This window comes from Dietzia sp. JS16-p6b, from assembly GCF_003052165.1.
Lineage (GTDB): Bacteria > Actinomycetota > Actinomycetes > Mycobacteriales > Mycobacteriaceae > Dietzia.
Window position 1 is genome coordinate 1,886,166 of the sequence record NZ_CP024869.1, and the last position, 26,115, is coordinate 1,912,280.

At 70.5% G+C, this 26,115-nt stretch carries 26 protein-coding genes and 4 tRNA genes; 10 read left to right on the plus strand and 20 right to left on the minus strand.

Annotation, left to right across the window (positions count from 1 at the left end; genetic code table 11):
- The 16 genes from pdxS to CT688_RS08630 all read right to left on the minus strand — a co-directional run bounded on the left by pdxS (nucleotide 1) and on the right by CT688_RS08630 (nucleotide 14,423).
- Nucleotides 1–906, minus strand: a complete 906-nt coding sequence (gene pdxS, locus CT688_RS08555; protein WP_107756554.1) for a pyridoxal 5'-phosphate synthase lyase subunit PdxS — start codon at nucleotides 904–906, stop codon at nucleotides 1–3.
- A 95-nt stretch (nucleotides 907–1,001) separates the two neighbouring features.
- On the minus strand, nucleotides 1,002–1,634 hold the full coding sequence (locus tag CT688_RS08560) for an NUDIX hydrolase (protein ID WP_107756555.1): 633 nt from the start codon (nucleotides 1,632–1,634) through the stop codon (nucleotides 1,002–1,004).
- Nucleotides 1,624–2,739 carry a glycosyltransferase family 4 protein gene (locus CT688_RS08565; RefSeq protein WP_107756556.1) on the minus strand — a complete coding sequence of 372 codons (1,116 nt, stop codon included), beginning with the start codon at nucleotides 2,737–2,739 and terminating at the stop codon, nucleotides 1,624–1,626. Before CT688_RS08565 ends, CT688_RS08560 begins: the two co-directional genes overlap by 11 nt.
- Nucleotides 2,740–2,746: 7 nt before the next feature.
- Nucleotides 2,747–3,655 (minus strand): phosphatidylinositol mannoside acyltransferase, encoded by a 909-nt coding sequence (locus CT688_RS08570; RefSeq protein ID WP_107756557.1) that lies wholly within the window; start codon nucleotides 3,653–3,655, stop codon nucleotides 2,747–2,749.
- Entirely contained in the window at nucleotides 3,652–4,296 is a 645-nt protein-coding gene (gene pgsA, locus CT688_RS08575) for a phosphatidylinositol phosphate synthase (RefSeq protein WP_107756558.1), read from the minus strand. The genes CT688_RS08570 and pgsA overlap by 4 nt, the downstream gene beginning before the upstream one ends.
- A gap of 13 nt (nucleotides 4,297–4,309) precedes the next feature.
- Nucleotides 4,310–4,888 carry an HIT domain-containing protein gene (locus CT688_RS08580; protein ID WP_107756559.1) on the minus strand — a complete coding sequence of 193 codons (579 nt, stop codon included), beginning with the start codon at nucleotides 4,886–4,888 and terminating at the stop codon, nucleotides 4,310–4,312.
- The gene (gene thrS / locus CT688_RS08585) at nucleotides 4,885–6,972 is read right to left on the minus strand and encodes a threonine--tRNA ligase (protein ID WP_107758098.1); all 2,088 of its coding nucleotides are present in this window, start codon (nucleotides 6,970–6,972) and stop codon (nucleotides 4,885–4,887) included. Before thrS ends, CT688_RS08580 begins: the two co-directional genes overlap by 4 nt.
- Nucleotides 6,973–7,205: 233 nt before the next feature.
- On the minus strand, nucleotides 7,206–8,006 hold the full coding sequence (locus CT688_RS08590) for a methylamine utilization protein (RefSeq protein WP_107758099.1): 801 nt from the start codon (nucleotides 8,004–8,006) through the stop codon (nucleotides 7,206–7,208).
- Nucleotides 8,007–8,188: 182 nt separating this feature from the next.
- Nucleotides 8,189–8,542 (minus strand): cupredoxin domain-containing protein, encoded by a 354-nt coding sequence (locus CT688_RS08595; protein WP_107756560.1) that lies wholly within the window; start codon nucleotides 8,540–8,542, stop codon nucleotides 8,189–8,191.
- Complete coding sequence (locus CT688_RS08600) at nucleotides 8,539–8,898, minus strand: plastocyanin/azurin family copper-binding protein (protein ID WP_107756561.1); 360 nt, start codon at nucleotides 8,896–8,898, stop codon at nucleotides 8,539–8,541. The genes CT688_RS08595 and CT688_RS08600 overlap by 4 nt, the downstream gene beginning before the upstream one ends.
- A gap of 6 nt (nucleotides 8,899–8,904) precedes the next feature.
- Nucleotides 8,905–10,506 (minus strand): multicopper oxidase family protein, encoded by a 1,602-nt coding sequence (locus CT688_RS08605; RefSeq protein ID WP_107756562.1) that lies wholly within the window; start codon nucleotides 10,504–10,506, stop codon nucleotides 8,905–8,907.
- Nucleotides 10,506–11,864 (minus strand): hypothetical protein, encoded by a 1,359-nt coding sequence (locus tag CT688_RS08610; protein WP_107756563.1) that lies wholly within the window; start codon nucleotides 11,862–11,864, stop codon nucleotides 10,506–10,508. Before CT688_RS08610 ends, CT688_RS08605 begins: the two co-directional genes overlap by 1 nt.
- Before the next feature lie 22 nt (nucleotides 11,865–11,886).
- A complete protein-coding gene (locus tag CT688_RS08615) occupies nucleotides 11,887–12,600 on the minus strand; it encodes a methylamine dehydrogenase light chain (RefSeq protein WP_370446292.1) in 714 nt (237 codons plus the stop codon).
- A gap of 70 nt (nucleotides 12,601–12,670) precedes the next feature.
- A complete protein-coding gene (locus CT688_RS08620) occupies nucleotides 12,671–13,279 on the minus strand; it encodes a redoxin domain-containing protein (RefSeq protein ID WP_107756565.1) in 609 nt (202 codons plus the stop codon).
- A 105-nt stretch (nucleotides 13,280–13,384) separates the two neighbouring features.
- Complete coding sequence (locus CT688_RS08625) at nucleotides 13,385–13,960, minus strand: MauE/DoxX family redox-associated membrane protein (RefSeq protein WP_107756566.1); 576 nt, start codon at nucleotides 13,958–13,960, stop codon at nucleotides 13,385–13,387.
- Nucleotides 13,961–14,351: 391 nt separating this feature from the next.
- Nucleotides 14,352–14,423, minus strand: a tRNA-Val gene (locus CT688_RS08630).
- Between the two features lie 246 nt (nucleotides 14,424–14,669).
- Here CT688_RS08630 and CT688_RS08635 point away from each other — a divergent pair.
- From CT688_RS08635 to CT688_RS08650, 4 genes are all read left to right on the plus strand, one after another.
- Nucleotides 14,670–14,742: transfer RNA gene (locus CT688_RS08635), tRNA-Gly, on the plus strand.
- Nucleotides 14,743–14,790: 48 nt separating this feature from the next.
- Nucleotides 14,791–14,864 (plus strand) — tRNA-Cys (locus CT688_RS08640).
- Between the two features lie 28 nt (nucleotides 14,865–14,892).
- A tRNA-Val gene (locus CT688_RS08645) sits at nucleotides 14,893–14,967 on the plus strand.
- A gap of 290 nt (nucleotides 14,968–15,257) precedes the next feature.
- Nucleotides 15,258–15,803, plus strand: a complete 546-nt coding sequence (locus CT688_RS08650; RefSeq protein ID WP_107756567.1) for an N-acetyltransferase — start codon at nucleotides 15,258–15,260, stop codon at nucleotides 15,801–15,803.
- Between the two features lie 133 nt (nucleotides 15,804–15,936).
- On the opposite strand, the gene zapE is transcribed toward CT688_RS08650, so the two are convergent.
- On the minus strand, nucleotides 15,937–16,953 hold the full coding sequence (gene zapE / locus CT688_RS08655) for a cell division protein ZapE (RefSeq protein ID WP_107756568.1): 1,017 nt from the start codon (nucleotides 16,951–16,953) through the stop codon (nucleotides 15,937–15,939).
- Nucleotides 16,954–17,004: 51 nt separating this feature from the next.
- Here zapE and CT688_RS08660 point away from each other — a divergent pair, with 51 nt between their 5' ends.
- The 4 genes from CT688_RS08660 (at nucleotide 17,005) to msrB (ending at nucleotide 20,974) form a co-directional block, all read left to right on the plus strand.
- Nucleotides 17,005–17,757: a dihydrofolate reductase family protein gene (locus CT688_RS08660; RefSeq protein WP_107756569.1), complete on the plus strand. Its 753-nt coding sequence runs from the start codon at nucleotides 17,005–17,007 to the stop codon at nucleotides 17,755–17,757.
- Complete coding sequence (locus CT688_RS08665; protein ID WP_228549447.1) at nucleotides 17,754–19,277, plus strand: alpha/beta hydrolase; 1,524 nt, start codon at nucleotides 17,754–17,756, stop codon at nucleotides 19,275–19,277. Before CT688_RS08660 ends, CT688_RS08665 begins: the two co-directional genes overlap by 4 nt.
- Before the next feature lie 80 nt (nucleotides 19,278–19,357).
- A complete protein-coding gene (locus CT688_RS08670; RefSeq protein WP_234414823.1) occupies nucleotides 19,358–20,524 on the plus strand; it encodes a glycosyltransferase family 87 protein in 1,167 nt (388 codons plus the stop codon).
- A gap of 9 nt (nucleotides 20,525–20,533) precedes the next feature.
- Nucleotides 20,534–20,974, plus strand: a complete 441-nt coding sequence (msrB, locus tag CT688_RS08675) for a peptide-methionine (R)-S-oxide reductase MsrB (RefSeq protein ID WP_107756572.1) — start codon at nucleotides 20,534–20,536, stop codon at nucleotides 20,972–20,974.
- Here msrB and hemQ read toward each other — a convergent pair whose 3' ends face one another.
- Genes hemQ through hemE form a run of 3 tightly spaced genes read right to left on the minus strand, consistent with a single transcriptional unit; the run spans nucleotide 20,975 to nucleotide 24,174 of the window.
- Nucleotides 20,975–21,670 carry a hydrogen peroxide-dependent heme synthase gene (gene hemQ, locus CT688_RS08680; protein ID WP_107756573.1) on the minus strand — a complete coding sequence of 232 codons (696 nt, stop codon included), beginning with the start codon at nucleotides 21,668–21,670 and terminating at the stop codon, nucleotides 20,975–20,977. It lies immediately after the preceding gene.
- A gap of 3 nt (nucleotides 21,671–21,673) precedes the next feature.
- Nucleotides 21,674–23,056: an FAD-dependent oxidoreductase gene (locus CT688_RS08685; RefSeq protein WP_107756574.1), complete on the minus strand. Its 1,383-nt coding sequence runs from the start codon at nucleotides 23,054–23,056 to the stop codon at nucleotides 21,674–21,676.
- Between the two features lie 2 nt (nucleotides 23,057–23,058).
- On the minus strand, nucleotides 23,059–24,174 hold the full coding sequence (gene hemE / locus CT688_RS08690) for a uroporphyrinogen decarboxylase (protein WP_107756575.1): 1,116 nt from the start codon (nucleotides 24,172–24,174) through the stop codon (nucleotides 23,059–23,061).
- A 106-nt stretch (nucleotides 24,175–24,280) separates the two neighbouring features.
- Between hemE and CT688_RS08695 the strand changes: the two genes are divergently transcribed.
- Nucleotides 24,281–24,868, plus strand: coding sequence for a DUF3000 domain-containing protein (locus tag CT688_RS08695; RefSeq protein WP_107756576.1), 588 nt, complete (start codon nucleotides 24,281–24,283; stop codon nucleotides 24,866–24,868).
- Nucleotides 24,865–26,103: an HRDC domain-containing protein gene (locus tag CT688_RS08700; protein WP_107756577.1), complete on the plus strand. Its 1,239-nt coding sequence runs from the start codon at nucleotides 24,865–24,867 to the stop codon at nucleotides 26,101–26,103. Before CT688_RS08695 ends, CT688_RS08700 begins: the two co-directional genes overlap by 4 nt.
- The last annotated feature ends 12 nt before the right edge of the window (nucleotides 26,104–26,115 follow it).

Sequence of the window (26,115 nt, forward strand, 5' to 3'; positions counted from 1 at the left end):
TCACCAACCCCGCTCGGCGAGCCGGTGCGGCTCCGGGATGTCGTCGACGTTGATGCCCACCATGGCCTCGCCCAGACCGCGGGAGATGGTCGCCAGGGTCTCGGGGTCGTCGTGGAAGGTGGTCGCCTTGACGATCGCCTTGGCGCGCTCGGAGGGATTGCCGGACTTGAAGATGCCCGACCCGACGAACACGCCCTCGGCGCCGAGCTGCATCATCATCGCGGCGTCGGCGGGGGTGGCGATGCCGCCGGCGGTGAACAACACCACGGGGAGCTTGCCCTTCTCAGCGACCTCCTTGACCAGTTCGTACGGCGCCTGGAGCTCCTTCGCCGCCACGTAGAGCTCGTCCTCGGGCAGGTTCTGCAGGCGGCGGATCTCCTGGCGGATCTTCCGCATATGGGTGGTGGCGTTGGAGACGTCGCCCGTGCCGGCCTCCCCCTTGGACCGGATCATCGCCGCGCCCTCGGTGATGCGCCGCAGCGCCTCACCGAGATTGGTCGCACCACAGACGAACGGGACGGTGAACGCGAACTTGTCGATGTGGTTGGCGTAGTCGGCCGGAGTGAGGACCTCGGACTCGTCGACGTAGTCCACGCCGAGCGCCTGGAGGATCTGTGCCTCGACGAAGTGACCGATGCGCGCCTTGGCCATCACGGGGATGGAGACGGCGTCGATGATCCCGTCGATGAGGTCGGGGTCGCTCATCCGCGCGACCCCGCCCTGGGCGCGGATGTCGGCGGGGACGCGCTCGAGGGCCATGACGGCCACGGCGCCGGCGTCCTCGGCGATCTTCGCCTGCTCGGCGGTCACGACGTCCATGATGACGCCACCCTTGAGCATCTCGGCCATACCTCGCTTGACGCGTGCGGTTCCGGTGGTGTTCTCGGTGGACTGCGGCTCGCTCACGAAATAGGCCTTTCCTGGCGTCGATGACTCGTGGTAGGCGTCCAGTGTAGGTCGCCCTGACCTCGGTTCCCCAACCGCCGCCCCACCGTGCGGGGTCAGCCTCCCGCAGGTGGGTGGTCGACGAGTTCGACGTAGTCGGGCATCGGTGCGCGTCCCGCCAGCCGGAACGCTCTCACGGTGCCCTGCTCGCGGAGGTTCCTCGTGTCGCGGACCGCGTCGTTGTAGAAACTCCGGGCCATCGCCACCCGGTCGGTCACGTCCTCGAGCTCTGCGGCGAGGTCGGCCGGGAGCGCGGCCACGTCAAGCCCCGCCAGCAGCGTGCCGAGGCTGTTCTCCGCCCGTTCGGTGTCCGGGGAACCGTCCTCAGGGGGCCGACCTCCGTGACCGGGCGGGCCTGGCGGACCGGCCCGACCGGATCGCCCGGGCCTGTCCGGCGCCGGCTCCGGACGGGGGTCGGTCCCGGTGACGGTGTCCGAGGGGTGGGCCCGAGCCCGCACGAGGGCGTGCGACAGACGCTGGGCCGCCACGGGGTCCCTGCCCCCCAGTTCGGCGATGATCGCCGCGGTCACCGTGTGGCGGCGCTCCAGCGCGCCGATCAGGGCCGCCCGGGCGAGATCCGTCCGGATGTGCAGCCGGTCGAGACGATGGGCGGTGACGTAGGCGGTGATCAGGGCGGCGACCAGCAGGAGGGCCAGTAGGACGACGACGAGGACGACCTCAGCGGACATGAAGCGTCTCCCCGGGGGCGCGGACGGTCTCGTACACGCGGATCACGCGCTCGGCCACGACCGGCCAGTCGAACTCCCGGACGGCCTCCGACGCGCGGGCGCACAGATCGGCGCGGTGCGAGGAGTCGCCGAGGACACGGATGAGGGCGCGGGCCAGGGCGTCGGGATCCCCGACGGGGGCGAGTTCTCCGCACTCCCCGTCGCTCAGGACACGGCGGAACGCGTCGAGGTCCGAGGCCACCACGGCGGTCCCGGCGGCCATGGCCTCCACCAGGACGATCCCGAAGCTCTCGCCGCCGGTGTTGGGGGCGCAGTAGACGTCCGCCGCCGCGAGTACCGCGGCCTTGCGGGTGTCGTCGACCCGGCCGAGGAACTCCACGTCGAGGACTGACGGCAACCGGGCACGCAGGGCCCGTTCGTCGCCGTCACCCATGATCCGCAACCGGAGGCCGGGCACGGCCCGCAGCACGTCCGGGAGCGCGGAGACGAGCACGTCCATACCCTTGCGCGGTTCGTCGTAGCGTCCGAGAAAGGCCACCGTGGGTGAGTCGCTGTACTCGGCGGAGGCGTCGACCCCGCGGAAGGCCGACACGTCGACCCCGTTGGGGATCTCCACCGCGCCTGACCCCAGGGCCTCCATCTGCCACCGCCGGGCCAGGGTCGAGACCGCGATCCGACCGCGGATCTTCTCCAGCAGTGGCGCGAGGGCCCCGTCTGCCGCACCGAGGATCATCGATTTCGTGGTCGAGGTGTGGAAGGTCGCCGTGATGGGCCCGGAGGACATGGCCAGGGCGAACATCCCCACCCCGGGCGCGTTGGGCTCGTGGATGTGCAAGACGTCGAGCGGTTCGTCACGCAGCCAGTGACGGGTCGCGCGCCAGGCCGCCGGGCCGAAGCTCAACCGGGCCACGGACCCGTTGTACGGGATCGGCACCCCCGGGCCGGTCAGCGTCATCCCGGAGACAGGGGCGTTCTCGGCGCGACCGGGAGCGAGTACCCGGACCGTGTGGCCGCGCCGACGCAGCTCCTCGGTCAGGTCCACCACGTGAGCCTGGACGCCCCCCGGCGCATCGAAGGAGTAGGGACAGATCATGCCGATGCGCACGGGTCGATCAACCCTCGATCCGTGCGCGGCGGTCGGCGGACAGGTCGGCCAGCCAGAGGGGTTGGAGCATGTGCCAGTCCGCCGGGTGACGGGCTATCCCCTCGGCGAACAGGTCGGCCATCGCCTGGACGCCCGCCTCGACGCCCCCGGAGACGTCCACGGGCGGGGTGATCCGCACGCGCATCGTCTCCTCGTCGGGGTACCAGAACTGCGCCACCAGGAGCGGGGCCCCGGTCTCGACCGCGAGCCTCGCGGCCCCGGCGGGCATGCGGGTGGTCTCACCGAAGAAGGTGACGGGGACACCGGTGTGCCGCAGGTCGCGCTCGCCGGGCAGGCACACGATCCCGCCCCCGGCGAGGAACTCGCGCAGCGCCTCGAACGGAGGCGTCGGGCCACCGGTGTGCGGATAGATGGTGAAGCCCAGGCTCTCCCGGTACGCCAGGAAACGCTGGTACAGCGATTCCGGCTCCAACCTCTCCGCGACCGTCGCGAAGGTGCCGTACCGGCGGGCCAGCCAAGTCCCGCCGAGATCCCAGTTGGCCGAGTGCGGGAGGGCCACGATCACGCCGCGGCCCCCGGCGAGCGCCGCATCGAGATGCTCGACGCCCTCGATGGTCCGATCCATCTCGCGGGCCACCGCCTCGCGGTCCATCGACGGGAGGCGGAACGCCTCCCGCCAGTAACGGGCGTAGGACCGGAAGGAGTCCCGGATGAGGTCGTCCGGAACCTGTGCCGGCTCGACGCCGAGGACCCGCGACAGGTTCCGGCGTAGTTGGGAGTCCTCGCCCTGACGTCGGGCGGCGAGATCCGCCCCGGCCCGGAACAGGGCCCGCGCCACCGGTTCGGGAAGCGCGCGGACCACAGCCCACCCCGCGGCGTATCCGAGGTCCGAGAGGCGCTGGCCCGTGCGGGTCACAGGTCGCCCGCCGACGGTGACTCGAGCCGGTCGGGCCGCCCGAGGTAGTCGGCCCGCCCGCCCCACACCCGTTGGATGACGGTGACGAGGCTGCCCACCGCCACCACCGTGAGCGCGACCGAGAGGGCCCAGGGCACCCCCAGTCCCTCCAGCCCGGCGCCGAGGAGGATCAACACCAGACGGTCGGCGCGTTCCATGAGGCCACCGGGCGTGCGCAGTCCGCCGGCGTCCGCACGCGCCTTGGAATAGGAGACCACCTGCGAGAGCACGAGGCAGGCCAGCAGCATGCCGAGTGCGTACTTGTCGTCGGGGCGCCCGTCCACGAGCCACCACAGCAGGGAGGCGAGTATGACGCCGTCCGCCACCCGGTCCGACACCGCGTCGACCAGTGCGCCGTACGGGGACCCGCCGTCTCCCGCCCGTGCGACCGCGCCGTCGACCAGGTCGAGCAGGGTGCACAGGGCGATCACTATCGCCCCGGCGACCAGATGGCCGTTGCCGAAGAGGACCACCGCCGCCGCGCAGGTCAGGATGAGCCCGGTCAGGGTGATGCCGTTGGCCGTGACCCCGATCCGGACCAGGAACGCCGCGAAGGGGTGCGCCACCTTGGTGACGCCCGACCTTCCGAACTCGCTGAGCATCTCTTCCCCCGAATCAGGTGCGGTCGGGACCGGGCACCGTCGACCACGCCTCGGCCAGGAGCTGTCGGGTCTGGCGGAGCAGCTGCGGCAGCACCTTGGTGTCGCCGGTCACGGTAATGAAGTTGGCGTCCCCGATCCAGCGCGGCACGACGTGCTGATGGAGATGGCCGGACAGCGATCCCCCCGCGGCACTGCCCAGGTTGAGTCCCACGTTGAAGGAATCGGGCCGGGACACGGCCTTGATGACCCGGATGAGGTGCTGCGTGTAGGACATGAGTTCGCGCGACTCGTCGTCGTCGAGATCCTCCAGGTCGGCCACCTTGCGGTACGGCACCACCATGGAGTGCCCCGGGTTGTAGGGGTAGAGGTTGAGGACCACGTAGACGGCCGCTCCGCGGGCCACCACCAGACCGTCCTCGTCACTCATCCGGGGGATGTCGAGGAACGGCTCCCCCGTCATGCCCTCGACGGGCGGGGGCGCCGATTCCGCGATGTAGGCCATGCGATACGGGGTCCACAGCCGTTGGAGACGGTCCTCCCCCGCCCCGTACTGGCGGTAGCCGTCCGACCGGATCGGCTCCCGGGGCGTCACACCCGCTCCGCGGTGGGCACGTCGTTGCGCCGCGAGTTGATCCAGTACCCGATCTTGTCCATCGCGGCGGTACGCGAGACCCCGTTCAGTTGGGTGCCGTCGGGGAACCGGAAGCTTACCGCCCCCGCCTCCACGTCCCGGTCGCCGGCCAGCAGCATGAACGGGACCTTGCCGGTCGTGTGGGTGCGGATCTTCTTCTGCATCCGCTCGTCGGCCAGATCGAGCTCGGCGCGGATCCCCCGGCCCCGGAGCTCGTCGATCACGTCCTCGAGGTGCTTCTCGTGGGCCTCCGCCACGGGGATCCCGACCACCTGCACGGGGGCCAGCCACGCCGGGAACATCCCCGCGTAGTGCTCGAGCAGGACGGCGAAGAATCGTTCGATCGAACCGAAGAGTGCCCGGTGGATCATCACGGGACGCTTCTTGGTGCCGTCGGCGGCGTTGTAGGTGAGATCGAAGAGCTCGGGGAGGTTGAAGTCGAGCTGCACGGTGGACATCTGCCAGGTGCGTCCGATCGCATCCCGAGCCTGGACCGAGATCTTGGGGCCGTAGAACGCCGCCCCGCCCGGGTCCGGGACCAGCTCGAGGCCGGAGTGGGTGGCGACCCGCTCGAGCGTCTCGGTGGCCCGCTCCCAGATCTCGTCGCCCCCGACGTACTTCTCGGGGTCCTTGGTGGACAGCTCGAGGTAGAAGTCCTCGAGTCCGTAGTCGCGCAGCAGCGAGATGATGAAGGACAGGACGGAGGCGATCTCGCCCTCCATCTGCTCCTCGGTGCAGTAGATGTGGGCGTCGTCCTGAGTGAATCCACGAGCGCGGGTGAGGCCGTGGACGACGCCGGATTTCTCGTAGCGGTAGACCGTGCCGAACTCGAACATCCGCAGGGGCAGTTCGCGGTAGGAGCGGCCGCGGGAGTCGAAGACCAGGTTGTGCATGGGGCAGTTCATGGGCTTGACGTAGTAGTCCTGACCCGGCTTGGTCTCGTTGCCCTCGGCATCGTACTCGGCGTCGAGCACCATGGGGGGGAACATCCCCTCCGAGTACCAGCTCAGGTGCTGGGACTTGCGGAAGAGGTCGCCCTTGGTCACGTGGGGCGTGTTGACCAGCGAGTACCCGGCCGCGAGATGGCGGCGTAGGGAGTGCTGTTCCATCTCGTTGCGGATGATCCCGCCGCGCGGGTGGAACACCGGGAACCCCGACCCGATCTCGTCCGGGAAACTGAACAGGTCGAGTTCGGTGCCCAACCGGCGGTGGTCCCTCTTCTCCGCCTCGGCGAGGCGATCGAGGTAGGCGTCCATCGCCTCCGTGCTCTCCCACGCCGTGCCGTAGATGCGCTGGAGGCCGGCGTTCTTCTGGTCCCCGCGCCAGTACGCCGCGGAGGACCGGGTGAGGGTGAACGCGGGGATGAACTTGGTGGTCGGTGCGTGGGGCCCCCGGCACAGGTCCGACCAGATCACCTCGCCGGTCCGAGGGTTGAGGTTGTCGTACGCGGTCAGCGCTCCCGCCCCGACCTCCATGATCTCCGCGTCCTCGAGCGCCTCGGCGCCCCCGGCGTCGCCTGAGTCGGCCCGGCCCTTGTCCTCGACCAGTTCGAGCTTGTAGGGCTCGCCCGCGAGTTCGGCGCGGGCCTCGTCCAGCGAGGCGTACTCGCGCCGGGCGAACCGCTGGCCCGACTTGATGATCTTCTTCATCCGCTTCTCGAGGTCCTTGAGGTCCTCGGGGGTGAACGGTTCGGCCACGTCGAAGTCGTAGTAGAAGCCGTTCTCGATCGGCGGGCCGATCCCCAGCTTCGCCTCGGGGAACTTGTCCTGCACGGCCTGCGCCAGGACGTGGGCACAGGAGTGTCTGATGACGGACCTGCCGTCCTCGGTGTCCGCACGGACGAGTTCGACCTGGGTGTCCACCTCGGGGACCCACGACAGATCGCGCAGCGCGCCACCCGGGTCGCGCACCACCACGATGGTGCCGGGCCCACTCCTGACCTGCAGTTCCCGCTCGGCGAGGATCTTGCCCGCCGGCTCCCCCGCCGGGATGACGGTCGTGGTCACGGTGCCCGCACCCGTCGCGTCGACGTCGGCTTCCGGCATGCGGTTCTCGGACACGGGGGGCGATCTCCTCGGCAGTGGACGACGGGTGACTGCGGGCCACCCGTGACGGGCGCACCAACTCCGACGACGGACCTGGGCCGGTCCATGCTACCCGGCGGCCCCCGGAGTCCCGGACCGCCCGGGGGACGTACCGGGACGCTCACGCACCCGCGGGGCACCCGGCCCGTGTGACGGACCGGGTGCCCCGCGCGCACTCCTGGTGGGCGCCGTCGTCACACGGCCAGAGCCGCGGCTCCGAACCCGGCCAGGGCGAGCAGGCCGGAGCCCGCGGCGAGCTGCACGAGCCGGTCCGCGGACATGCACTTGAGCAGGAAGTCACCCATCGTGCCGCCGCGGTGCTGGTGCACGATCGCCATGACCGACGGCCCGCATCGGCCGACCGACACGGCGGCGAACAACGCCGCACCCAGGGCGGGGTTCGCGAGCGCCACGGTGCCCAGGAAGAGCAGGTAGTACGCGCTCGAACGGATGAAGATCATGAACCCCGGCCCGATCAACGTCCCGAAGTAGAACGAGACCCTCATGGGCCGGCCGACCCGGCGCAGGTGCCGTGGCAGCTGCTGACGTCGCATGGGGGTGGGCATGCGGACGAGCCCGGTCTCGTGCAGGCCGTACATCAGGGCGAGCAGGGACCATCCCGCCAACACCGGGGCGACGGGCACCGGCCCCACGACCTGGTTGGCGGCCATGCCCAGGAGCCCCAGGCCCGCGCCCACCGGCAGAGCGGTGAGCAGTGATCCCGCCAGATGCGCCCCCAGCCGGGCCAGCGCGGACCCGTCGCCGGGACGGTCCGACTGCTTGGGCGCGGCGACGACGCCCGCCACGGACATGCCGCAGGTCGACCAGTTCGCGGCGACGGCGGTGAGGGCGGCGGCGCCCACCACTCCGACCGTCAGGGCAACGGATGCGGTGAGCCCACCGACCGCGCCGACGGCGACGGCCGCACCGACGCCCACCGCCACGGAGGCGGCGGCCACGCCGAGCCTGGTGGCCAGGCCGACGGCGACACCCATCCGGGGACGGATGCCCGGCCGGTCACCCAGGTCGAGATCGGAGATGTCGGCCACCGTCCTGCCTTCCGCCACGTCGGGCGGAGGGACCTCTGCGAGGTGTGGGGCTGTGGTCTGGGTACTGGTCATGATGTTCCTCCTCGATAGTGGAATGAGCGAGAGATCTGTGTCCGGTTGACGCGTGATCACCGGCGGGGGCTGACGATGACGGTGCCCACCATCTGGGGATGGATGGAGCAGGTGACGCGGTAGACACCGGGCTGGTCGAACGTCATCCTGTGCTCGCCCTCGGCGCGGAAGCCGGCTGTCGACGTGAGGCCGTCCACGACGATGTCGTGGAACGTCCCTCCGTCGTCGTAGAACCAGGCGACCTCCTCCCCGGCCGTCAGGTGCACCTCCCGGGGGTCGAAGGCGACGTTGCGCACCGTGACCCTGGTCGGCTCCGGGGAGCTCCCGCACCCGGTGACCGCGAGGACCGCGGCGGCCACGACGGCCAGGCCCGGGTGTCGACGTGGGAGACCCGTCCGGGTGCGGGTCATTCTTCGACCATCACCTCCCCGGTCATCTGGGCGTGCGGGGTGCAGTGGTAGCCGTAGACGCCGGCGGTGTCGAACGTCTGCGAGTAGCTCCCCTCCGTCTGGAGTTCGGAGGCGAAACTCATCGGCGCGTCGTCGTCGGAGACGACGTCGTGGGGAAGGGAGGCCTCCCAGACCCATTCGACGGTGTCCCCCGGCTTGATCGTCACGACCGCGGGGTCGTAGCTCATGTCGAGGACACGGACCTGCACGGTGGTGCCGGAGGAGGCGCCCCCGGTCCCGCCGTCAGAAGAGCACCCGGTCGTCAGCAGGACCGCCGACACGGCGATCGCGGCGATCTTGGCGGTGTGTCGCAACATCGTCAGTTACCTCTCGTAGTAGAAGTTGGTCGTCATCCCGGCGTCCAGGTGGTAGGCGTTGTGGCAGTGGAACATCCACGCCCCCGGGTTGTCGGCGTCGAACTCGAACGCCAGATTCTGGCCCGGGTGGATGATCACGGTGTCTCGCCGCAACCCGCCGTACTCCGGGACCCCGAACGTGTGTCCGTGCAGGTGCATGGGGTGCCACATCGTCGTGTTGTTGGTCATCTCGACGCGGATGCGCTCCCCCGTCCGCATGGTCACCTTCCCGACATCCGGTCCGGCGATCCCCCACACGTAATCCGAGGGCGACTGGATGAGTTCCAGTCGGAAGGTCCGATCCGGGGACCGCGCCGGCAGTGCGGAGGCCTCGGTGGCCCGGAGGCCCGAGTCCTGAACCGGCGTGCGGTCCAGCTCGGGTATCCGGCCGGACCGGGCGAGGTCGACGCTGGTGACCGAGTCCCGGCTGCGCAGGGTCGTGGCGACGAAGTCGTCCGTGCCCTCCACCCGCGCGACCACGGGCCACGTGCCGGAGCCGACCTCGACCAGGACGTCGACCCGCTGGGCCATCCCCACGAGCACGGACGCGGCATCCACCGGTTCGCAGGGGAACCCGTCGGTCTCGATGACCCGCATCATGCGACCTCCCACGGCCACGCGGTACGGCGTCTCCGCCGCGGCGTTGATGATGCGGAGCCTCGCGGTGGCGCCCGGGGGTGCCACCAGCGGCTCGGCGTCGGCGGTGGGTCGGCCGTTGATCAGGTGCACCGGGTAGGAGATGTGCTGGGTCATCCCGCCGAGTTCCACGGACTCCGGATGCGGCCCGGCGGTCCGCGCCATGGCCTCCGGATCCACCGGGGTCGTGGTCGTCGTCGTCACGGATCCGTGACCCTGGTGCCCTCCGTGTCCCCCGTGGCCCGCGTGCCCACCCAGCGCCGGGTTGAGGGCGCGGAGCAGGTCCTCAGGTGACGGCCCGTGCCCCACGGTCCAGTCGTCGAGCACGACCACCAGGTCGACGTCGGCGCCGTAAGGATCCTTCGGATCCTCGGCGATCAGCGCGCCCAGCATCGCCTCATCCGCCTGGAGCCCGGAATGCGAGTGATACCAGTACGTCCCGGCGTGCGGCAGCCTGAACGCGTAGTCATACGACCCACCGGGGGCGACGTTCTCACCCGTCAACGGAGGGGCACCGTCCATGTCGTTCCGGATCTGGATGCCGTGCCAGTGGATCACGGTCTCCTCGTCCAGGGCGTTGACGTGGTGGACCCGGAGTTCGTCCCCCAGGGAGGCCCGGATCTCCGGCCCCACCGGCCCGTCGCCGTACGACCTCGCCGAGACCTGACGACCGGCGAGACCGAAGGCGGCGAGTGCGGCTGTCACCGTGACGTCCACCGCGCGCCCCGAACTGAACCGGGCGGCCTCCGCCGCGGCGACCTCGGGATCCGCGTACCCGATCCGGTCCGAGGCCTGAACGGCGGTGGTGATGGCGTTCTCGGCCGCGCAGGCCGCCATCGCCACCCCCACCCCACCGAGTCCGAGCGCGGCCAGGAAGGCCCGTCGGCTCACTCCGGACCGGGCCGGGTCCAGCGTCCCCGGGGAAAGTCCCATCAGGCGACCCTCCGCTCCGGGGCCCGCACTCCGCTGACACCGTCGGAGCCGCCGGCGTGGCCGGTGATCGTCGCGGTGGAGACGACCTCCCCCGTCGCGGGGTCGACGCCGACGATCGTGGGCAGGTCCTCCCCCTCGTCGTCACCCGTTCCGGGGGCGGTGCCCAGGACGTAGAGGACCGATCCGTCGAGGTTGTAGGAGACGGAGTCGATCGAGTCCAGCCCGAGCTTCTCCAGATCGAGGTTCTGGGTCTCCCGCGCGCCGTCGACGTCGAACAACCGGACCCGGACCACGTCTCCCCCGTTGGCGGAATGAGGATGGATGTCGGAATCGGTGTACTCCACGAAGAACTGCTCCCCGTCGGGACGGATGCCGTTCGTGTAGAAGCGTCCTCCGTCTCGACCCACGTTGCCCAGCGGACGCACCTCGTCGGTGGGCAGGCCGGAGGAGAAGTCGAAGAGGTAGGCCTCGCCGGCCTCGTTGATGAGGAACCCGGACTCCACGTCGTCGGCGAAGTGCGCCTCACGAGACGCCGTGAAACCCTCGGGCAGGACCTTCGAGCGGCCGCTCTCGCTGATGCGCCCCTCGTCGTCGATCGTGAGCTCGAGCAGTTCGCGGGATCGTTCGCACACCGAGTAGATCTTGTCCCCGACCGGCCACGTGTACGGTCCGCAGCCGATGATCTGCTGCTCTCCGGACAGCACCCCGCGGTCCAGATCCACCACACGGGGCCCGAAGAGCTGGTCGTCCCACGAGGTCATGAACCGGCCGGCGCCGCTGATCGTGTGCGAACCCTCTCGGGAGTGGAACCGCACGTGGCGCGGTAGGAGCACCTCGTCGGGTTCGAGCAGGTTTCCGGAGTAGGTCGAGACGGTGTAGTCGGCCTGGCCGCGCGAACCGCGCGGGGTCCACACCTCGAACGCCACGGCCTGCGGGTCGGCAGGGGTATCGGTCGTGAAGAGGTGGACGACGTCGTCCCAGATACCGTGACCTGTGGTGATGCGGGTCTTGACGACGCCGTCGGCGGGGTCGAAGGCGGCCCAGACGGTCTCGTCGTCGCGCCACTCTGCGGCGATCATCCAGTCGGCGCCGATCGGTGTCACCTCGGCGGTGTACGGGATGTTCGGGTCGGCGCCGACCTCTCCCAGTTCCTGGTCCTCGTCGCCGAGCGTGGCGTTCGCCGGAGGGGCCGTGACCGCGGGGACGTTCGGGAACTCGTAGGTGGTCGCGACCCCGTTGGCCACGTCGAACTCCCCGTCGTCTCCGCCGTCGGAACCGGGCGAACACCCGACCAGCAGGAGCACGGCCGCGGTGGCCGCGGAGAGGCCCGCGAGGCGGGGGGTGGTGAAAACGGTCATCTGAGTGGTCCTCTCGGCCCTTCTAGCGGGAGCCCGCGCCGACGCGCGGGCGGGTGGCGTGGTTGGTCTGGCAGTCCTCGCCGATGATCGGGGCGAGCGTGCAGGTGTACGACTGGGACTCGTCCGAGACGCACCAGATGATCTCCTGATCGAAACTGCCGGAGACCGGGTTGTACATGACGGCCTGGGCGTCCGGTTCGCCGCAGTACTTCGTGGAGCACCGCGGGGCGCCACAACAGTCGTAGTAGGCGATCAGGTACGTCTTGCCGTTCGCGGGATGGGTGCAGCACCCCACCCAGTACTCCGCTCCCGGCTTCGATCCGGGTGCGCAGGTCGAGACTCCGCCGCCCGCACAGGAGGGGCAGGGTCGGCCGTCCATGTTGCACCAGCGCCAGTAGTTGCACTCGGTGGGATCCTTGCCGTCGTACGTGGGCAGGAGGTCGTCACCGGCCCCGAACGGGGTCACCGCATTCTGCGGGGCGGGGGGCGTCGTGGCGCCGGACGCGGGCGGTTGCTGGGCGAGGGCCTGGGGGTCGCGGGTGACCGGCAGTGCGCCGACCACGGCCACTCCCGACAGGCCCATGGTCCACTTGGCCATCTTCGAGAGGACCGAGCGGCGGGACGTGCGTTCCGACAGGCGCCGGGAGACCTTGCTGAGCGAACTCCCTCCCCCGCCGGACAGCCATTCGGCGTGTTCTGTCAGGCGGCGTTGGTCGGAGTCATCGATGTGAGCCACGAGGTGTTCCTTTCCTTGCATGGGGTGGACGGATCGTGCGCGGACCGCGGTGACGAGCGCCGCGGTGCGCTCACGAGGCGGTGGGGACGCCGATACCGGCGTAGAGGTGCTGGATCGTCGGCGTGCCCGACTCCAGCGCGTTGAGAAGACTCTCGACGTGCTGCATGTTGTTGCACAGACCCTTGGCGGCGATGGACCCGTCGGTGTCCAGGAGGATCCCGTACGGAGTGGTGCCGACCTGGTACGCGATGCCCACGTCGCGGGCGTCGAGGTAGGACAGTTCCGCGCCGATCCCGGCTCCGGCCAAAAACTCACGGTGCTCCTCCTCGGTCCCGTCCGAGATCAGCACCACGTCGAGGTCGCGCTCGGCCTTGGCCATGGCCTTGATCCCCGGGAGCAACGCCTTGCAGGTCGAGCACTTCGGGCCCGTGAACATCAGCAGCTGGGGCTTGTCGCGCTCGCCGGCGACGGTGGTGTCCCGTTCCATGTGGTCGACCAGGCCCGAGAAGGACGGGCCGGTGTCCCCGACCGCAGGACCCGAGTCGAGCACCCTGGCCCCGAGCGGGCCGAGACGCACCTGGACCCGGCCCAGTTCCCGGGCCAACCCCAGGATCATCAGGACCAGGACGACGTCGACCAGCACGAGGACGACGAGCAGCGTGAGGACGAAAGCAGACATAGGAGTACTCCTGTTCGAGGGTGGACGATCGGGCGACGCCCGACTGCGGCATGCGGGTGTAGAGGATGTGACAGATAAGAATTCCCTTATTGGGGCGGGGAACCGCTAGGGGGAGGCGGAGTAGCGCCGGCTGAGTTCGTCGCGGGCCGGCTGGAGGTAGTCGTCGACCCTGCTCCGACCGAGCGTCAACGTCGAGGACACCGCGGCCGCCCCGAACGCCAGCGCGACCGCCAGTACGGCGAGGACGAACCCGGTCGCCACCTCGGGCAGAGAACTCGGGCCCGGCAGGTACAGGCAGGCCACGGCGCCGGCGGCGAACGCGAGGGCCCTGGCCACGTGCCACCACCCGATCCTGGGAGCGTCGTGCTCACCGAAGGCGAAGCATCCGCAGTCCAGCTCCGTGCGGCCTCGGAGGAGGTTCACTGCCAGTCCGGCCGCATAGACGCAGAACAGGACGGCCACCGACCACGCGACGGCCGGCAGGCCGACTCGCCCGAGACACGCCGCACCGAGCACGATCTCGAGGAACGGCAGAACCCGTCCCACACGCGCCGCGACGGCGTCGGGCAGGATCTTGTATCCGACGACCACTCGGGAGTGGCCCTCGATGTCGCGTAGCTTGCTCAGCCCGGCGGCGAGCAGTGCGATCCCGATGACCGACGTGGCGAACATTCCCGTCATTGCCGTTCCTTCCGACGCGCTCGGCTCCCACGATTCAGATGTCGTGGCACGTCGCGGACGCTATGCCCGGTGTGTTACTCAGGCGTTGCCAGCAAAGTGCTCAGTTGTTTCTAACGCTCTGAAGTTGTCGAGATCACAGTCGACGAGACGGTGCGGCCGGCGAGGTCTCCTCACCCGTAGAGAAACGATGACAGTGGGGGTTCATACGCGCGCCGGGCGCCGGGAGACCGGGCGCCGGGCGCCGGGAGACCGGGCGCCGGGCGACCGGGCGACCGGGCGTGGGCGACCGGGCGTGGCCTGTGAACGAGGAAGTGGTCTGTGAACGAGGAAGTGGCCTGTGAACGCGAAAAAGCCCCCGCCTCCCGGGGGGAGACAGGGGCTGCGCCTGCGGTGGTCCTAACTGGGTTCGAACCAGTGACCTCTCCGGTGTGAACGGAGCGCTCTTCCACTGAGCTATAGGACCTCGTGCGCCGTCGTTCTCGCGTCGGCACCGCAACACTGTAGCAAGCCCCGCGCCGGGACCCAATTCGGGGTCCTCGACGACCTCGCGCGCACCTCGCCGCCCCCTCGCCGGACGCACAGCCCGCCCGGATGGGCAGCATCAGAGCAGATGAGGCGACGTTTCCGCCCCCCGATTTGTGTTCCAAGATCGGCGTCGGCTAATGTTCATTCTCGCAACGCGGTGAGCAACAGCACGCCGGGGAGCAGTGCGGATGTGGCGCAGCTGGTAGCGCATCACCTTGCCAAGGTGAGGGTCGCGGGTTCGAATCCCGTCATCCGCTCGGAGGGATCGAGGAGCCAGGAGTCCTCACCGGGCTCGATACCTTTTCGGTGGAGTGGCCGAGTGGTGAGGCAGCGGCCTGCAAAGCCGTCAACACGGGTTCGATTCCCGTCTCCACCTCCACGCCGGAGTGATCCGGTTGGTGAGTCCCGCGCGATTAGCTCAGCGGGAGAGCGCTTCCCTGACACGGAAGAGGTCACTGGTTCAATCCCAGTATCGCGCACCACGACACGACGCCCCGGTCTTCCGCCGGGGCGTCGCGCTTTTCCGGGGCGTGGAGCTTTGTCCGGGGCGTGGAGCTTTGTCCGGGGCGTCGAGCGTTCTCCGGGGCGTCGCGCTTGGGCGTCGGCCATGTCCGCGGCGGTGGAGTCCTCGCGCGCGCGGGCCGCTTGCCTTGGTCGTTCTCACTGCGGTGATTTCGCCACATTCCCGCGGAGAGCACGACCAGGATGCGCGCGGGGGCCGGCTTGAGCCGCGATTCCTGTCCGGGACAGTCGGCGGTTAGCCTCGTCGACGATGACCCTCACGATCCGATCGGCGCTGGCGGCCGATATCGACGACCTCTCGACCCTGGCCGCTCTGACCTTCCCGCTCGCGTGTCCGCCCGACCTGCCCCGTGCGTCGGTGGAGGCGTTCGTGCGCGACACACTCGGGCCCACCTCGTTCCGCGGGTACCTGGAGGACCCGACCCATCGACTCCTCGCCGGTGTCGGGCCCGATGGCGACATCCTGGCCTACGCCCTGCTCGTCGAGGGCACCGCGATGGACGAGTCCTGCGCGCGGGTGATCTCGAGCCGCCCGACCGTGGGTGTCAGCAAGTTTTATCTCCACCCGTGCCTGCACGGCAGCGGCGAAGCCGGTCGGCTCCTCGACGCCGTGGTGCGGCACGCGCAGGACTCCGGCGCGCGGAGTCTGTGGCTGGCGACGAACGTGGCGAACTCGAGAGCGCTCGCCTTCTACGCCCGGAGCGGTTTCGAGAGACGGGGGCACCGCGACTTCATGGTCGGGGGCGTGCGGAACCGCGACGTCGTCCTGGAACGCCCGGTCCAGCGCCCACTGTGAGCGACCGGCCGGGGTGGGCCGGGTGAGCGACCGGCCGGGGTGGGCCGGGTGAGCGACCGGCCGGGGTGGGCCGGGTGGGTGGACTGGTGGGTAGATCGCGTGGACTGCCGGTACGGGCGGTCTCGATCCCGGCTCAGCCGCCGACCGTCTCGAAGCGTGACAGCGCGAGGAGCCGGGACGTGGCCCGGAGATATTTCTTCCGGTATCCGCCGGCGAGCATCTCCTCGGTGAAGATCGCGTCCAGCTTCTGCCCCGAGTTGCGGACGGGGATACCGGCGTCGTAGAGGCGGTCCGCCAGGACGACCAGGCGCAGTGCGATGGCCTGGTCCGGCAGCGGGCCGACGTCCCGGAGGCACACCCTGGTCACCCCGTCGACGAGGCGGTTGTACTTGGACGGGTGGAGGGTGGCCAGGTGCCCGCACAGCGCGTCGAAGTCGTCCAACGTCGCCCCGGGTTCCGCCTCGGCGTCCGCCTCGAGCGCCTCGTCGGACATCGGGTCCGGCGCCGGGGGCAGGTTGCGATGCCGGTAGTCGGGCCCGTCGACCCGGATCGACTCGAAGATCCCCGACATCTTGCGGATCTCGCGCATGAAGTCCTTGGCCGCGAAACGACCCTCACCGAGCTGCTCGGGGAGGGTGTTGGAGGTCGCGGCGACGCTGACACCCGCCGTGGTGAGTTCCGCGAGCAGCCGGGACACCAGCATGGTGTCGCCGGGATCGTCGAGTTCGAACTCGTCGATACACAGGACGGAGTGTCCGGACAGCTCCTCGACCGCCCGGTTGAAGCCCAGGGCGCCCACGACGTGCGTGAGCTCGACGAACGTGCCGAACGCCTTCGGTTCGGGACACGTGTGATAGATCGAGGTCAACAGGTGGGTCTTGCCCACCCCGAAGCCACCGTCGAGGTAGATCCCCGCGCCCTCCACCGACTTGGGCCGACGCCCGAACAGTCCCTTCTTCGGGGCGCGACGGGCCACCACCGACTCCGCGAATCGCCGACAGGCGGTGACCGCGGCCTCCTGCGAGGGCTCGGCAGGGTCGGGGATGTAGGAATCGAAACTCACGTCATCGAACATCGACGGCGGGACCATCTGCGCCACGAGTTGGTCGGCAGGGACCACCGGGGTGACGTCAACGAGGCGGGAGACCATGCGATGAGCCTATCGTGGGGCGACAGGCGTGAAGAACGGAAGGAGGCCCGGGTGCTGTCGACACGACCACCAGCGCTCGGCGACGACCCGGCGTCGCTCGACGCGATCTGGGCCGCGCTCCGGCCGGAGAGCCCGACCGCGGCACCGGTGATCCGTGCTGTCATGATCGCCTCCGTCGACGGCACCACGACCGTCGACGGCCGGAGCGGGGGCCTGGGAACGCCCACCGACCGCCTGGTCTACGACGCCATGAGGGCCCGCGCCGACCTCGTCCTGGTGGGCTCCGGCACGGCGTTGGCCGAGGACTACGGCCCCGCCGAGGTGAGCCCGGTCTGGGCGGACAGGCGGACAGGGCACGCGCCCACCGTCCTCGTACTCACCCGGTCCCTTCCCGATGAGCTGATCGACCTCTGTGCCGACACCGACGACAGGATGCAGATCGCGGCGGCACACGAGACGGACCCCCGGCTCGTCGGGGCCGCGCGGGCACGGGGCGTGACCGTCCATGTGCTCGACCCGGGCCCGACCGGTGCCGCCGTCCGTGCGTTGGCATCCCGCCTCCACGCCGCCGAGGTGGACTTCGAGGGTGGCCCCCGACTCCTCGGGGAGCTCCTCTCGGAACGCGCCGTGGATGAGCTCGTCCTCTCGGTGGCGCCGGAGGCGATCGTCGGAGGCGACGACTCGACACTGACCCCGGGCCACGGGCATGGATACACCCGGGTGCCGATGCGCGTCGTCTCGGCGTTCTCCTGCCCGTCGGGAGGCCTGTACACCCGCTGGGTGGTCGGTGAGGGCGTCCGTTGACCGGGAGACGTGGCGCCCGTTCCACCCGCGCGGTGCTCACCGCGCTCGTCGCAGTCGTGGCCGTGGCCGGGTGTGCTCCCCTACCCGCCTCGGGACCGCGACTGGCCACCGGTGACGGACCTGGTCGCGCGCCCGCTCCCGACAGCGAAGCGGAACTCATCACCCCACCAGACTGGGAGACGCCCCGATCCGAGCTCCAGTGGATTCCCTGTGCGGAGGGCGGGACCCGCGGGCTTCCCCAAGACGCCCGGGTCGACTGCGCGCTGCTCGGCGATACCCCTGTCCTCCGCCTCACCACCGGGGACACACCTCGGGACGCAGCCCCCCTGGTCGTGGTGGCCGGACCCGGCGATCCCGCCGACTCGCTCGCGATCAGGTTCGCCTCGGCGGGCACCGAGATCGTGGGATCGCATCCGCTGGTGATCCTCGACCACATCGGCCGCACCGGACCCGCCGGTGCCTGCCTGACCCCGTCGGCCCGCCGCACGCTGGACGAACTCGCCGAGCGGGGTACGGACCCCGGGGCACCGGACCTCCGCGGCGAACTCGCCCAGACCGCGCAGTCCTGCACTGATCAGCTCGCCGGGCGGGAACTCGACTTCGGTGCCGCCGGGGCGGCGGAGAACCTCGAGGAACTGCGTCGGTCGTGGGGTGTGCCGGGGCTCGCGGTGCTCGCCCTGGGCTCGGGCGCCCGCACCGCCCTGGACTACGCCGGGGCGCACCCCGATCGGTTGTCGCTCCTGGTCCTGGACTCCCCCGCACCGTGGGACGGCGACCAGGAGACCGCCGCGCGATCCGCGCTCGACGGCTCCGATACCGCGTTACGGCTGTGGGCGGCCTCCTGCACTCGTCCCGAGTGCGGCCCGGGCGACGGGGAACAGAGGGTCGAGGCCGTCTCCCGCGCCCTCGACGCCGCGAGAGATCCCGGGGCCCGCGTGCCGGCCGCGCTCCTGTCCGACGTGATCCGATCCGCACTCACCGACCTGTCCGGTGCCTCCGCAGCGGAGGCGTCCGACGGGGACGAGATCCTCGGTGAGATCGCGGGGACGGACCCCGATGCGGGCGCCCCCGGTCCGTTGGTGCGTGCCCGGGCGGAGGCGTTGAGGAGCTCCTCACTTCCGTACGTCGCGGAGTGCTCCGACCTGCCCAGGCGGGTTCCGGTCAACCGCGTACCCGAGCTCGCCACCGAATGGGCGGACGACGCACCCTTCGGGGAGATCCTGGCCGCCCAGCTCTCCGCCTGTTCGACCTGGCCCGTCCCGGAACGCACGCCCGTGGAGCTGCCCGGATCCGTGCCCGTGCTCCTCATGGGAGGGATCGCGGACCCCGTCGCCGGCGCCGCCGCCCTGGAACCCACCGCGGGCATGCTGACCGGCGCCGGGGCGGGAGACATCCGGATTCTCACCTGGGGCGCTCCCGGATCGTGGGTGGTGCTCCACTCGGCGTGCGCCCGGTCGACCCTCTCGGGCTTCCTCGCCGACCCGACCACCGTCGACCGATCCGTGGCCTGCCCGTCCTGACCCGGGGCGCCTACCAGAAGGACGTGCCCCCGACCGGTAGCCTGCACACCGTGCCGTTGCCGACCCGAAGCACTGACTCCGTGCCCCGCCTGTTGAACCAGATCCTGTGGCCGTTGGCGATCATGACGGTGATCCATCGCGTGCTCATCAAGGCCGTCAACGGATCCATCACGAACGACTTCGGGACCGTCTACGCGGCGACCAGGCGTTTCCTCGCGGGCGAACCCGTCTACAGCGAGAACCTGCTCACGGTTCAGCCGCACTATCTCTACGCCCCGAGCGGCACGTTCCTCCTGGCCCCCTTCGGCGTGATCGACAACTACACGGTGGCCCGGTGGCTGTTCATCCTGGTCAACGCCGCCGCGATCATCGCCGCACTGTGGCTTCTCATGCGATTGTTCGACCTCGACGTGCGGTCGTTCGCCGCCCCGGCGATCCTTCTGGGCGCGTTCTGTACCGAGGCGGTCACCAACACCCTGGTGTTCACGAACGTCAACGGCGTGATCTTCCTGTGCCAGGTGTCCTTCCTCTATCTGCTGTACCGCAGGCGACTGTGGTGGGCCGGGGTCGCGATGGGGCTGTCACTGGCGATCAAGCCGATGCTCGCGCCTCTGCTGGTCCTCCCGCTGATCCGTCGACAGTGGCAGCCCTTCGTGGCCGCCCTGGCGATCCCCGCCGCCACGATGGCCGCGGGGTGGGCGCTCACCGTGGACGCCGGCCGGTATCTCGAGGTCACCGCGCCCTACATGAGCGAGGTCCGCGACTACTACAACAGCTCCATCGCCGGGCTCGGTCTGTACTACGGCGTCCCCGAGCCGCTCATCCTGGTGGCCCGGATCCTCATCGTGGTGGCCACCCTGCTGGCCGTGTATCTCCTGCTCGACTACCGGCACAACCACGAGGTGTTGTGGCTCGCCACCACCTCCGGGGTCATCCTGACCGGTGTGTTCCTGGTCTCCAGCCTCGGCCAGATGTACTACTCGATGATGCTCATCCCCATCATGCTCACCGTGGTGCTGGACAAGTCGTTCGTCCGCAACTGGCCCGCCTGGTTGGCGGCCTACGGGTTCTTCACACTCGACTTCTGGGAGTCGGCGCGATGGCCGTACTACGGGCGCCTGCTGGAGTTCGCCCACCCCACGCTCGGATGGCTGCTGCTGCTCTGCACCGTGCTGGCGATCCTGCTGTGGCGTCGGACGGACCCGCGTCGGCACGAGCGGATCGCACCGGCCGCGGCGGCGGCGTAGCCTGCGGGCATGAGTGAGCGCACCGACACCCCCTCCAACACCCCGCACCCCTCCTTCACCCTCGATGACGCCGAGTGGCGCCGCAGGCTGACCCCGGAGGAGTACCAGGTCCTGCGCCGGGCGGGCACCGAGCGGCCGTACACCGGCGAGTACACCGACACCAAGACCGAAGGGGTCTACCGGTGCCGTGGCTGCGGGGCCGAGCTGTTCCGCAGCGACGCCAAGTTCGACTCCCACTGCGGCTGGCCCTCGTTCTTCACGCCGTTGGCCGGCGGGGCCGTCATCGAGCGGACGGACACCTCCCTCGGGATGACCCGGACCGAGGTGTTGTGCGCGAACTGCCACGGCCACCTGGGGCATGTCTTCTCGGGCGAGGGCTACCCCACCCCCACCGATCTGAGGTACTGCATCAACTCGGTGAGCATGACCCTCGAACCCGCCGAGGACTGATCAGGGCATCGAGGTGGCGAGCTGCTCGGCGCTGACCCGGGGACCGGTGAAGAACGGGATCTCCTCGCGCACGTGACGGCGCGCCTCGGTGCTGCGCATGACGCGCATGAGGTCGACGATCCGATCCAGTTGCGGGGCCTCGAAGGCCAGGAGCCATTCGTAGTCGCCGAGCGAGAAGGACGGCACGGTGTTGGCGCGGACGTCCGGGTATTCGCGGGCGGCGCGCCCGTGCTCGGCGAGGATGCGGCGACGCTCCTCGTCGGGGAGCAGGTACCACTCGTAGGACCGGACGAACGGGTACACGGAGATGTACGCGCCCGGTTCCTCCTCGGCGAGGAAGGCCGGGATGTGGCTCTTGTTGAACTCCGCGGGCCGGTGCAGGGCGGTGTTGGACCAGTAGGCGGTGCTGGCCCGACCCAGGATGGTGGTGCGCCGGAACTCGTTGTAGAACCGCTGGAGATCCTCCATGTGCTCGGCGTGGGTCCAGATCATGAAGTCGGCCTCGGCCCGCAACCCCGAGACGTCGTAGAGCCCGCGGACCACCACGTCCGTGTCGTCGAACCGCGCGAGGAACCGCTCGAGGTCAGCGGTGACCGCGGCCCGGTCCTCCCCCAGCTTCCCGGGGGTCACGGTGAAGACCGAGAACATGAGGTACCGGAGGGTCGAGTTGAGCTTCTTGTAGTCGAGGCGTGCCATGTCTCAATCCTGCCACCCTGCCGCCAGCCGCCGGGCCGCGGCCCGAGCGGAACCGATGCACGCGGGCACACCGACCCCCTCGGTCGCCCCTCCGACCACCTCCACCCCGGGGAGCCGGTCCGCCAGTCCGGCCCGCACGTCCGCGATCCGGTCGGCGTGCGCCGGCCCGATCTCCGCGAGGGAGTCCTCCCAGCGCCGGACGCGGGAATGCAGGATCCTCGGCGCGGATCCGCACACGCCGGCCAGGGCGGATTCAGCCATCCGGGCGAGCGCGATGTCGTCGGCGAGGAGCACCTCGTCGTCGTCCAGTCGCCCGAACGACACCCGCACCAGGTGGCCGGGCCGGGTGTCGAGATGGGGCCACTTGCGACTGGTGAAGGTCATCGCCTTGAACGGCACCGGCTCGTCGGTGGCCACCAACACTCCGGACAGCTCGGGCAGGTCCAGCCCCCTGTCCACCTCCATCGCCACCACCGCGGACGAGGCCGTCCGGATGCCGGCCAGGCCGGTCACCGCGTCGTCCACTCCACCGGCCGCGGCCAGGAGCGGCGCGGCGTGGGGGACGGGGACGGCGACGACGACGAGGTCGGCCTCCTCGACCCATGACCCGCGTGCGCCGGTGACGGTCAGGGTGTAGCCGGTCTCTTCCCGATGGAGGGCGGTGCAGGCGGCCTGGGTGCGCACGCGCGCCCCCGAGGCCTCGATCAGCGACCCCACGAGTGTCCTGTATCCACCGTTCAGGGTGGCGAACACGGGTCCCGGGACGCGGTCACCCACGAGCTGACCTACAGCGTCGGTCAGCGTCGGGGCACCCCGGTCCAACACCTCGGCGAGTCCGGGGACCACCTGGCGCAGGCCGAGCCCCGAACTGGGCGCCGCGTACACGCCGCCGAGCATGGGGTCGACGAGTCGCGAGACCACCGCGTCTCCGAACCTCTCGGCGACCAGGCGGCCCAGCGAGACGTCGCCGCCTGGCTCCCACTCCAGTGGTGTGTCCCTCTCGCGGGCGGCGGCGTCCGACTCCGCGGGGGTCAGGACGCCGGTCAGGGCGGTCACGTCGGACGGCAGCCCCATGACGGTGCCGGGCGGCATCGGGACCAGCCGGCCGCCGGTGAGGATCGCCGGGCCGAGCGGGCCGGGATGGCGCAGGGCGTCGGTCAGGCCCAGCTCGGCGACGAGTTCGGATGCTTCCGGGCGACGGCCGATGAAGGCCTCGGCCCCGAGCTCCATGGGCCCGGACGGGAAGTCGACCGTGTGCAGCGCCCCGCCCGGGATGTCGGACGCCTCGAGCACCGTGATCCGGGCGTCAGGAAGGTCGAGGGCGAGCTGATAGGCGGCGGTCAGGCCGCTCAGGCCACCACCGACCACTGCGACTCGAGGCGCCACCCCTACTTCCCGCTCAGTTCGTGGACCAGCTCCACCACATGGGTCACGGCGCCCGGGTCGGTGGCGGGCAGGACCCCGTGCCCCAGGTTGAACACGTGGCCGCGGGCTCCGAGCTCACGCGCGCGCGAACCCTCGTCGAGGATCCGGCGGACCTCGGAGTCCAGGGCGGGACGATCGGCGAACAGCATGGCGGGGTCGAGGTTGCCCTGGAGCACCTTCCCCGGCACCCGCCCGGCGGCGTCGTCCAGCGGGATCCGCCAGTCCACCCCGACCACCTCCGGACCGGCCTCCCCCATGGCGCCGAGGAGCTCCCCGGTGCCCACCCCGAAGTGCGTCCGGGGAACGGTGGAGATCACCTCGTCCGAGAAGATCCCGGCCGAATGCGGCAGCACCATCGAACGATAGTCGCGCAGGCTCAGCGCCCCCGCCCATGAGTCGAACAGCTGCACCGCGTCCACACCGGCGTCGATCTGGGTACGCAGGAACACCGTGGTCAGATCGGCCAACTTGGACATCAGCGCGTGCCAGACGTCGGGTCGGGAGTACATCAGGGACTTGGTGTGCTCGTGGTTGCGGCTGGGGCCTCCCTCGATGAGGTAGGAGGCCAGGGTGAACGGGGCGCCGGCGAATCCGATGAGCGCGACGTGCGGGTCGAGCTCGGCGATCACCAGGCGGACGGCCTCGCCGATCTTCTCGAGGCGGTCCGGTGTGAGGTCGGGCAGGGCGGCGACCCCGGCCTCGTCGCGGATGGGCGTGGAGACCACCGGCCCGGTGCCCGGGACGATGTCGATGTCCACCCCCGCCGCCGCGAGCGGGATGACGATGTCGGAGAAGAAGATGGCGGCGTCCACCCCGTGGCGCCTGACGGGCTGCACCGTGATCTCGCAGGTCATCTCGGGATCGAAACAGGCCTCGAGCATGGTGGTCCCGGCCCGGAGTTCGCGGTACTCGGGGAGCGAGCGTCCCGCCTGACGCATGAACCACACCGGGGTGCGGGCGGCGCCGGTGCCCCTGACTTCGTCGAGGTAGGGTCCGGTCCCGGCTCGTCGAGCCGTGGCGGGCCCGGCACCCCGGGAGTCGGCGGACCTGGGATTCGAGGGCACATCGGAGTTCAGCACACCCCCATGGTCCCATGAGTCCGTCACCGGGGCCCCTCACCCCACCCCGGTGGCAGACGGCGCGCCTCCTCGGGCCGCCGTCGGCCGGTCGCTAGCGTGAGGCCCTGTGAGCACATCGGTCAATGACGGCGAGCCCGAGGTCTTCCGGGAGGCGGTCGAGTCGCTGTCCCGGCTCGAGGTCCGCCCTGAGATCTCCGTCGGCCCGATCCGTCCGCCTCAGAGACTGGCGCCGTACAGTCACGCACTCGGCGTGGAGATCATTCCGCCCGGCGGGGACGATGTGCCCGAGTTCTCCGACGGCGACGCGTTCGGCCGTCTGATCCTCCTCCACGACCCTGCCGGGGACGACGCGTGGAACGGCACCCTCCGACTGGTCGCCTACATCCAGGCGGACATGGAGGCCTCGCTCGCCGGTGATCCGCTCCTGCCCCGGGTCGCCTGGAGCTGGCTCACCGAGGCCCTGGAGGAGGACGCCGGACCTTACACGTCCCTGGGCGGGACAGTCACCAGTACCGCCTCGGTGCGCTACGGCGACATCTCCGGGCCACCGCAGGCCCATCAGCTCGAGCTGCGCGCGTCGTGGACCGCACTCGACCCCGACCTGACCGGCCACGCGGCCGCGTTCTGCAAGACCCTCTCGCTCGCCGCCGGACTCCCGCCGGTCGGCGTGACGTCCCTACCCCGTCGGGCGTGAGCGGCCGACGTCGCGGCCAGACCCCGCCCGGGGCCCCACCGCCCCCGGCCGAGTACGACTTCGTCGACGACGCCCCCGGCCTCCGGGCGGTCGCCTCCGTCATCACGTCCTCCGCCGGGCCGGTGGCGGTGGACGTCGAACGCGCGTCAGGGATCCGCTACTCCGAGCGCGCCTTCCTGCTGCAGCTGCGTCCGGCCGATGGGCCGGCGCTACTGGTCGACCCCGAGACACCGGGCCGGACGGTCGGACCGCTCGCCGGCCTCCTCTCCGAGCGCCCCCTGCTCCTGCACGCCGCGAGCCAGGACCTCCCGTCACTCCGTGGACTCGGGATCAGCCCGAGCGCTGTCATCGACACCGAACTCGCCGGGCGATTCCTCGGGTTGGAGCGGGTGAACCTGGGCACGATGATCTCCGAGTACCTGGGGATCGGGCTGGCCAAAGCGCACTCGGCGGCGGATTGGTCCCGTCGCCCGCTGCCACCGGCGTGGCTCGACTACGCCGCCTACGACGTGCTGTTCCTCCACGACCTCGCGGAGGCGGTGCTCCCCCGCCTCGACGAGCTCGGTCGGCGTGACTGGTTCGACGCGGAATGTCGACACCTCGTGGACTCCGGTCCGGTTCCGACCGCGCCGGACCCCTGGCGTCGACTGGACCGCCTGAGCACACTTCGCGACGCCCGCCAGCTCGCCCGCGCGCGGGAGTTGTGGATGGCGCGTGACCGGGTGGCGGCAGAGCGGGACATCGCCCCCAAGAGACTGCTCACGGACGCGGCGATCATCGAGGCGGCCCGGACCGCGCCGACGAACCGGTCGGACCTCCTGGCGATCGAGGGTTTCGAGGGTCCGCATCGCAGACGACTGGCCGACGACTGGCTGGCCGCGTTGGAGTGGGCCGCCGAACTCGGGCGTGGCGACCTACCCGCCCGTCAGGCGCCACGCGGCGAGCATCCTCCGCACACCACGTGGAAGCGCACGGACCCGGAGGCGGCCGCTCTGCTGGACATCGCTCGCGAGGCGATCGGTTCGCTCGCCCGGGAGCTCGGTATCGACCAGGGCCTGCTGCTCAAGCCGTCGTCGCTCCGGCTGTGGGCGTGGCGGGCGGCCACCACCGACCCCGCCGACGACGCGGAGCTGCTCCACCGGGTCCTCGGGGACGAGGGTGCCCGCCGATGGCAGATCGACCTGACGCAGGCGCCGTTGCTCGAGGCGGTGCGCCGGTTCAGAGCGGACGGCTGAGACCGCCGTCCC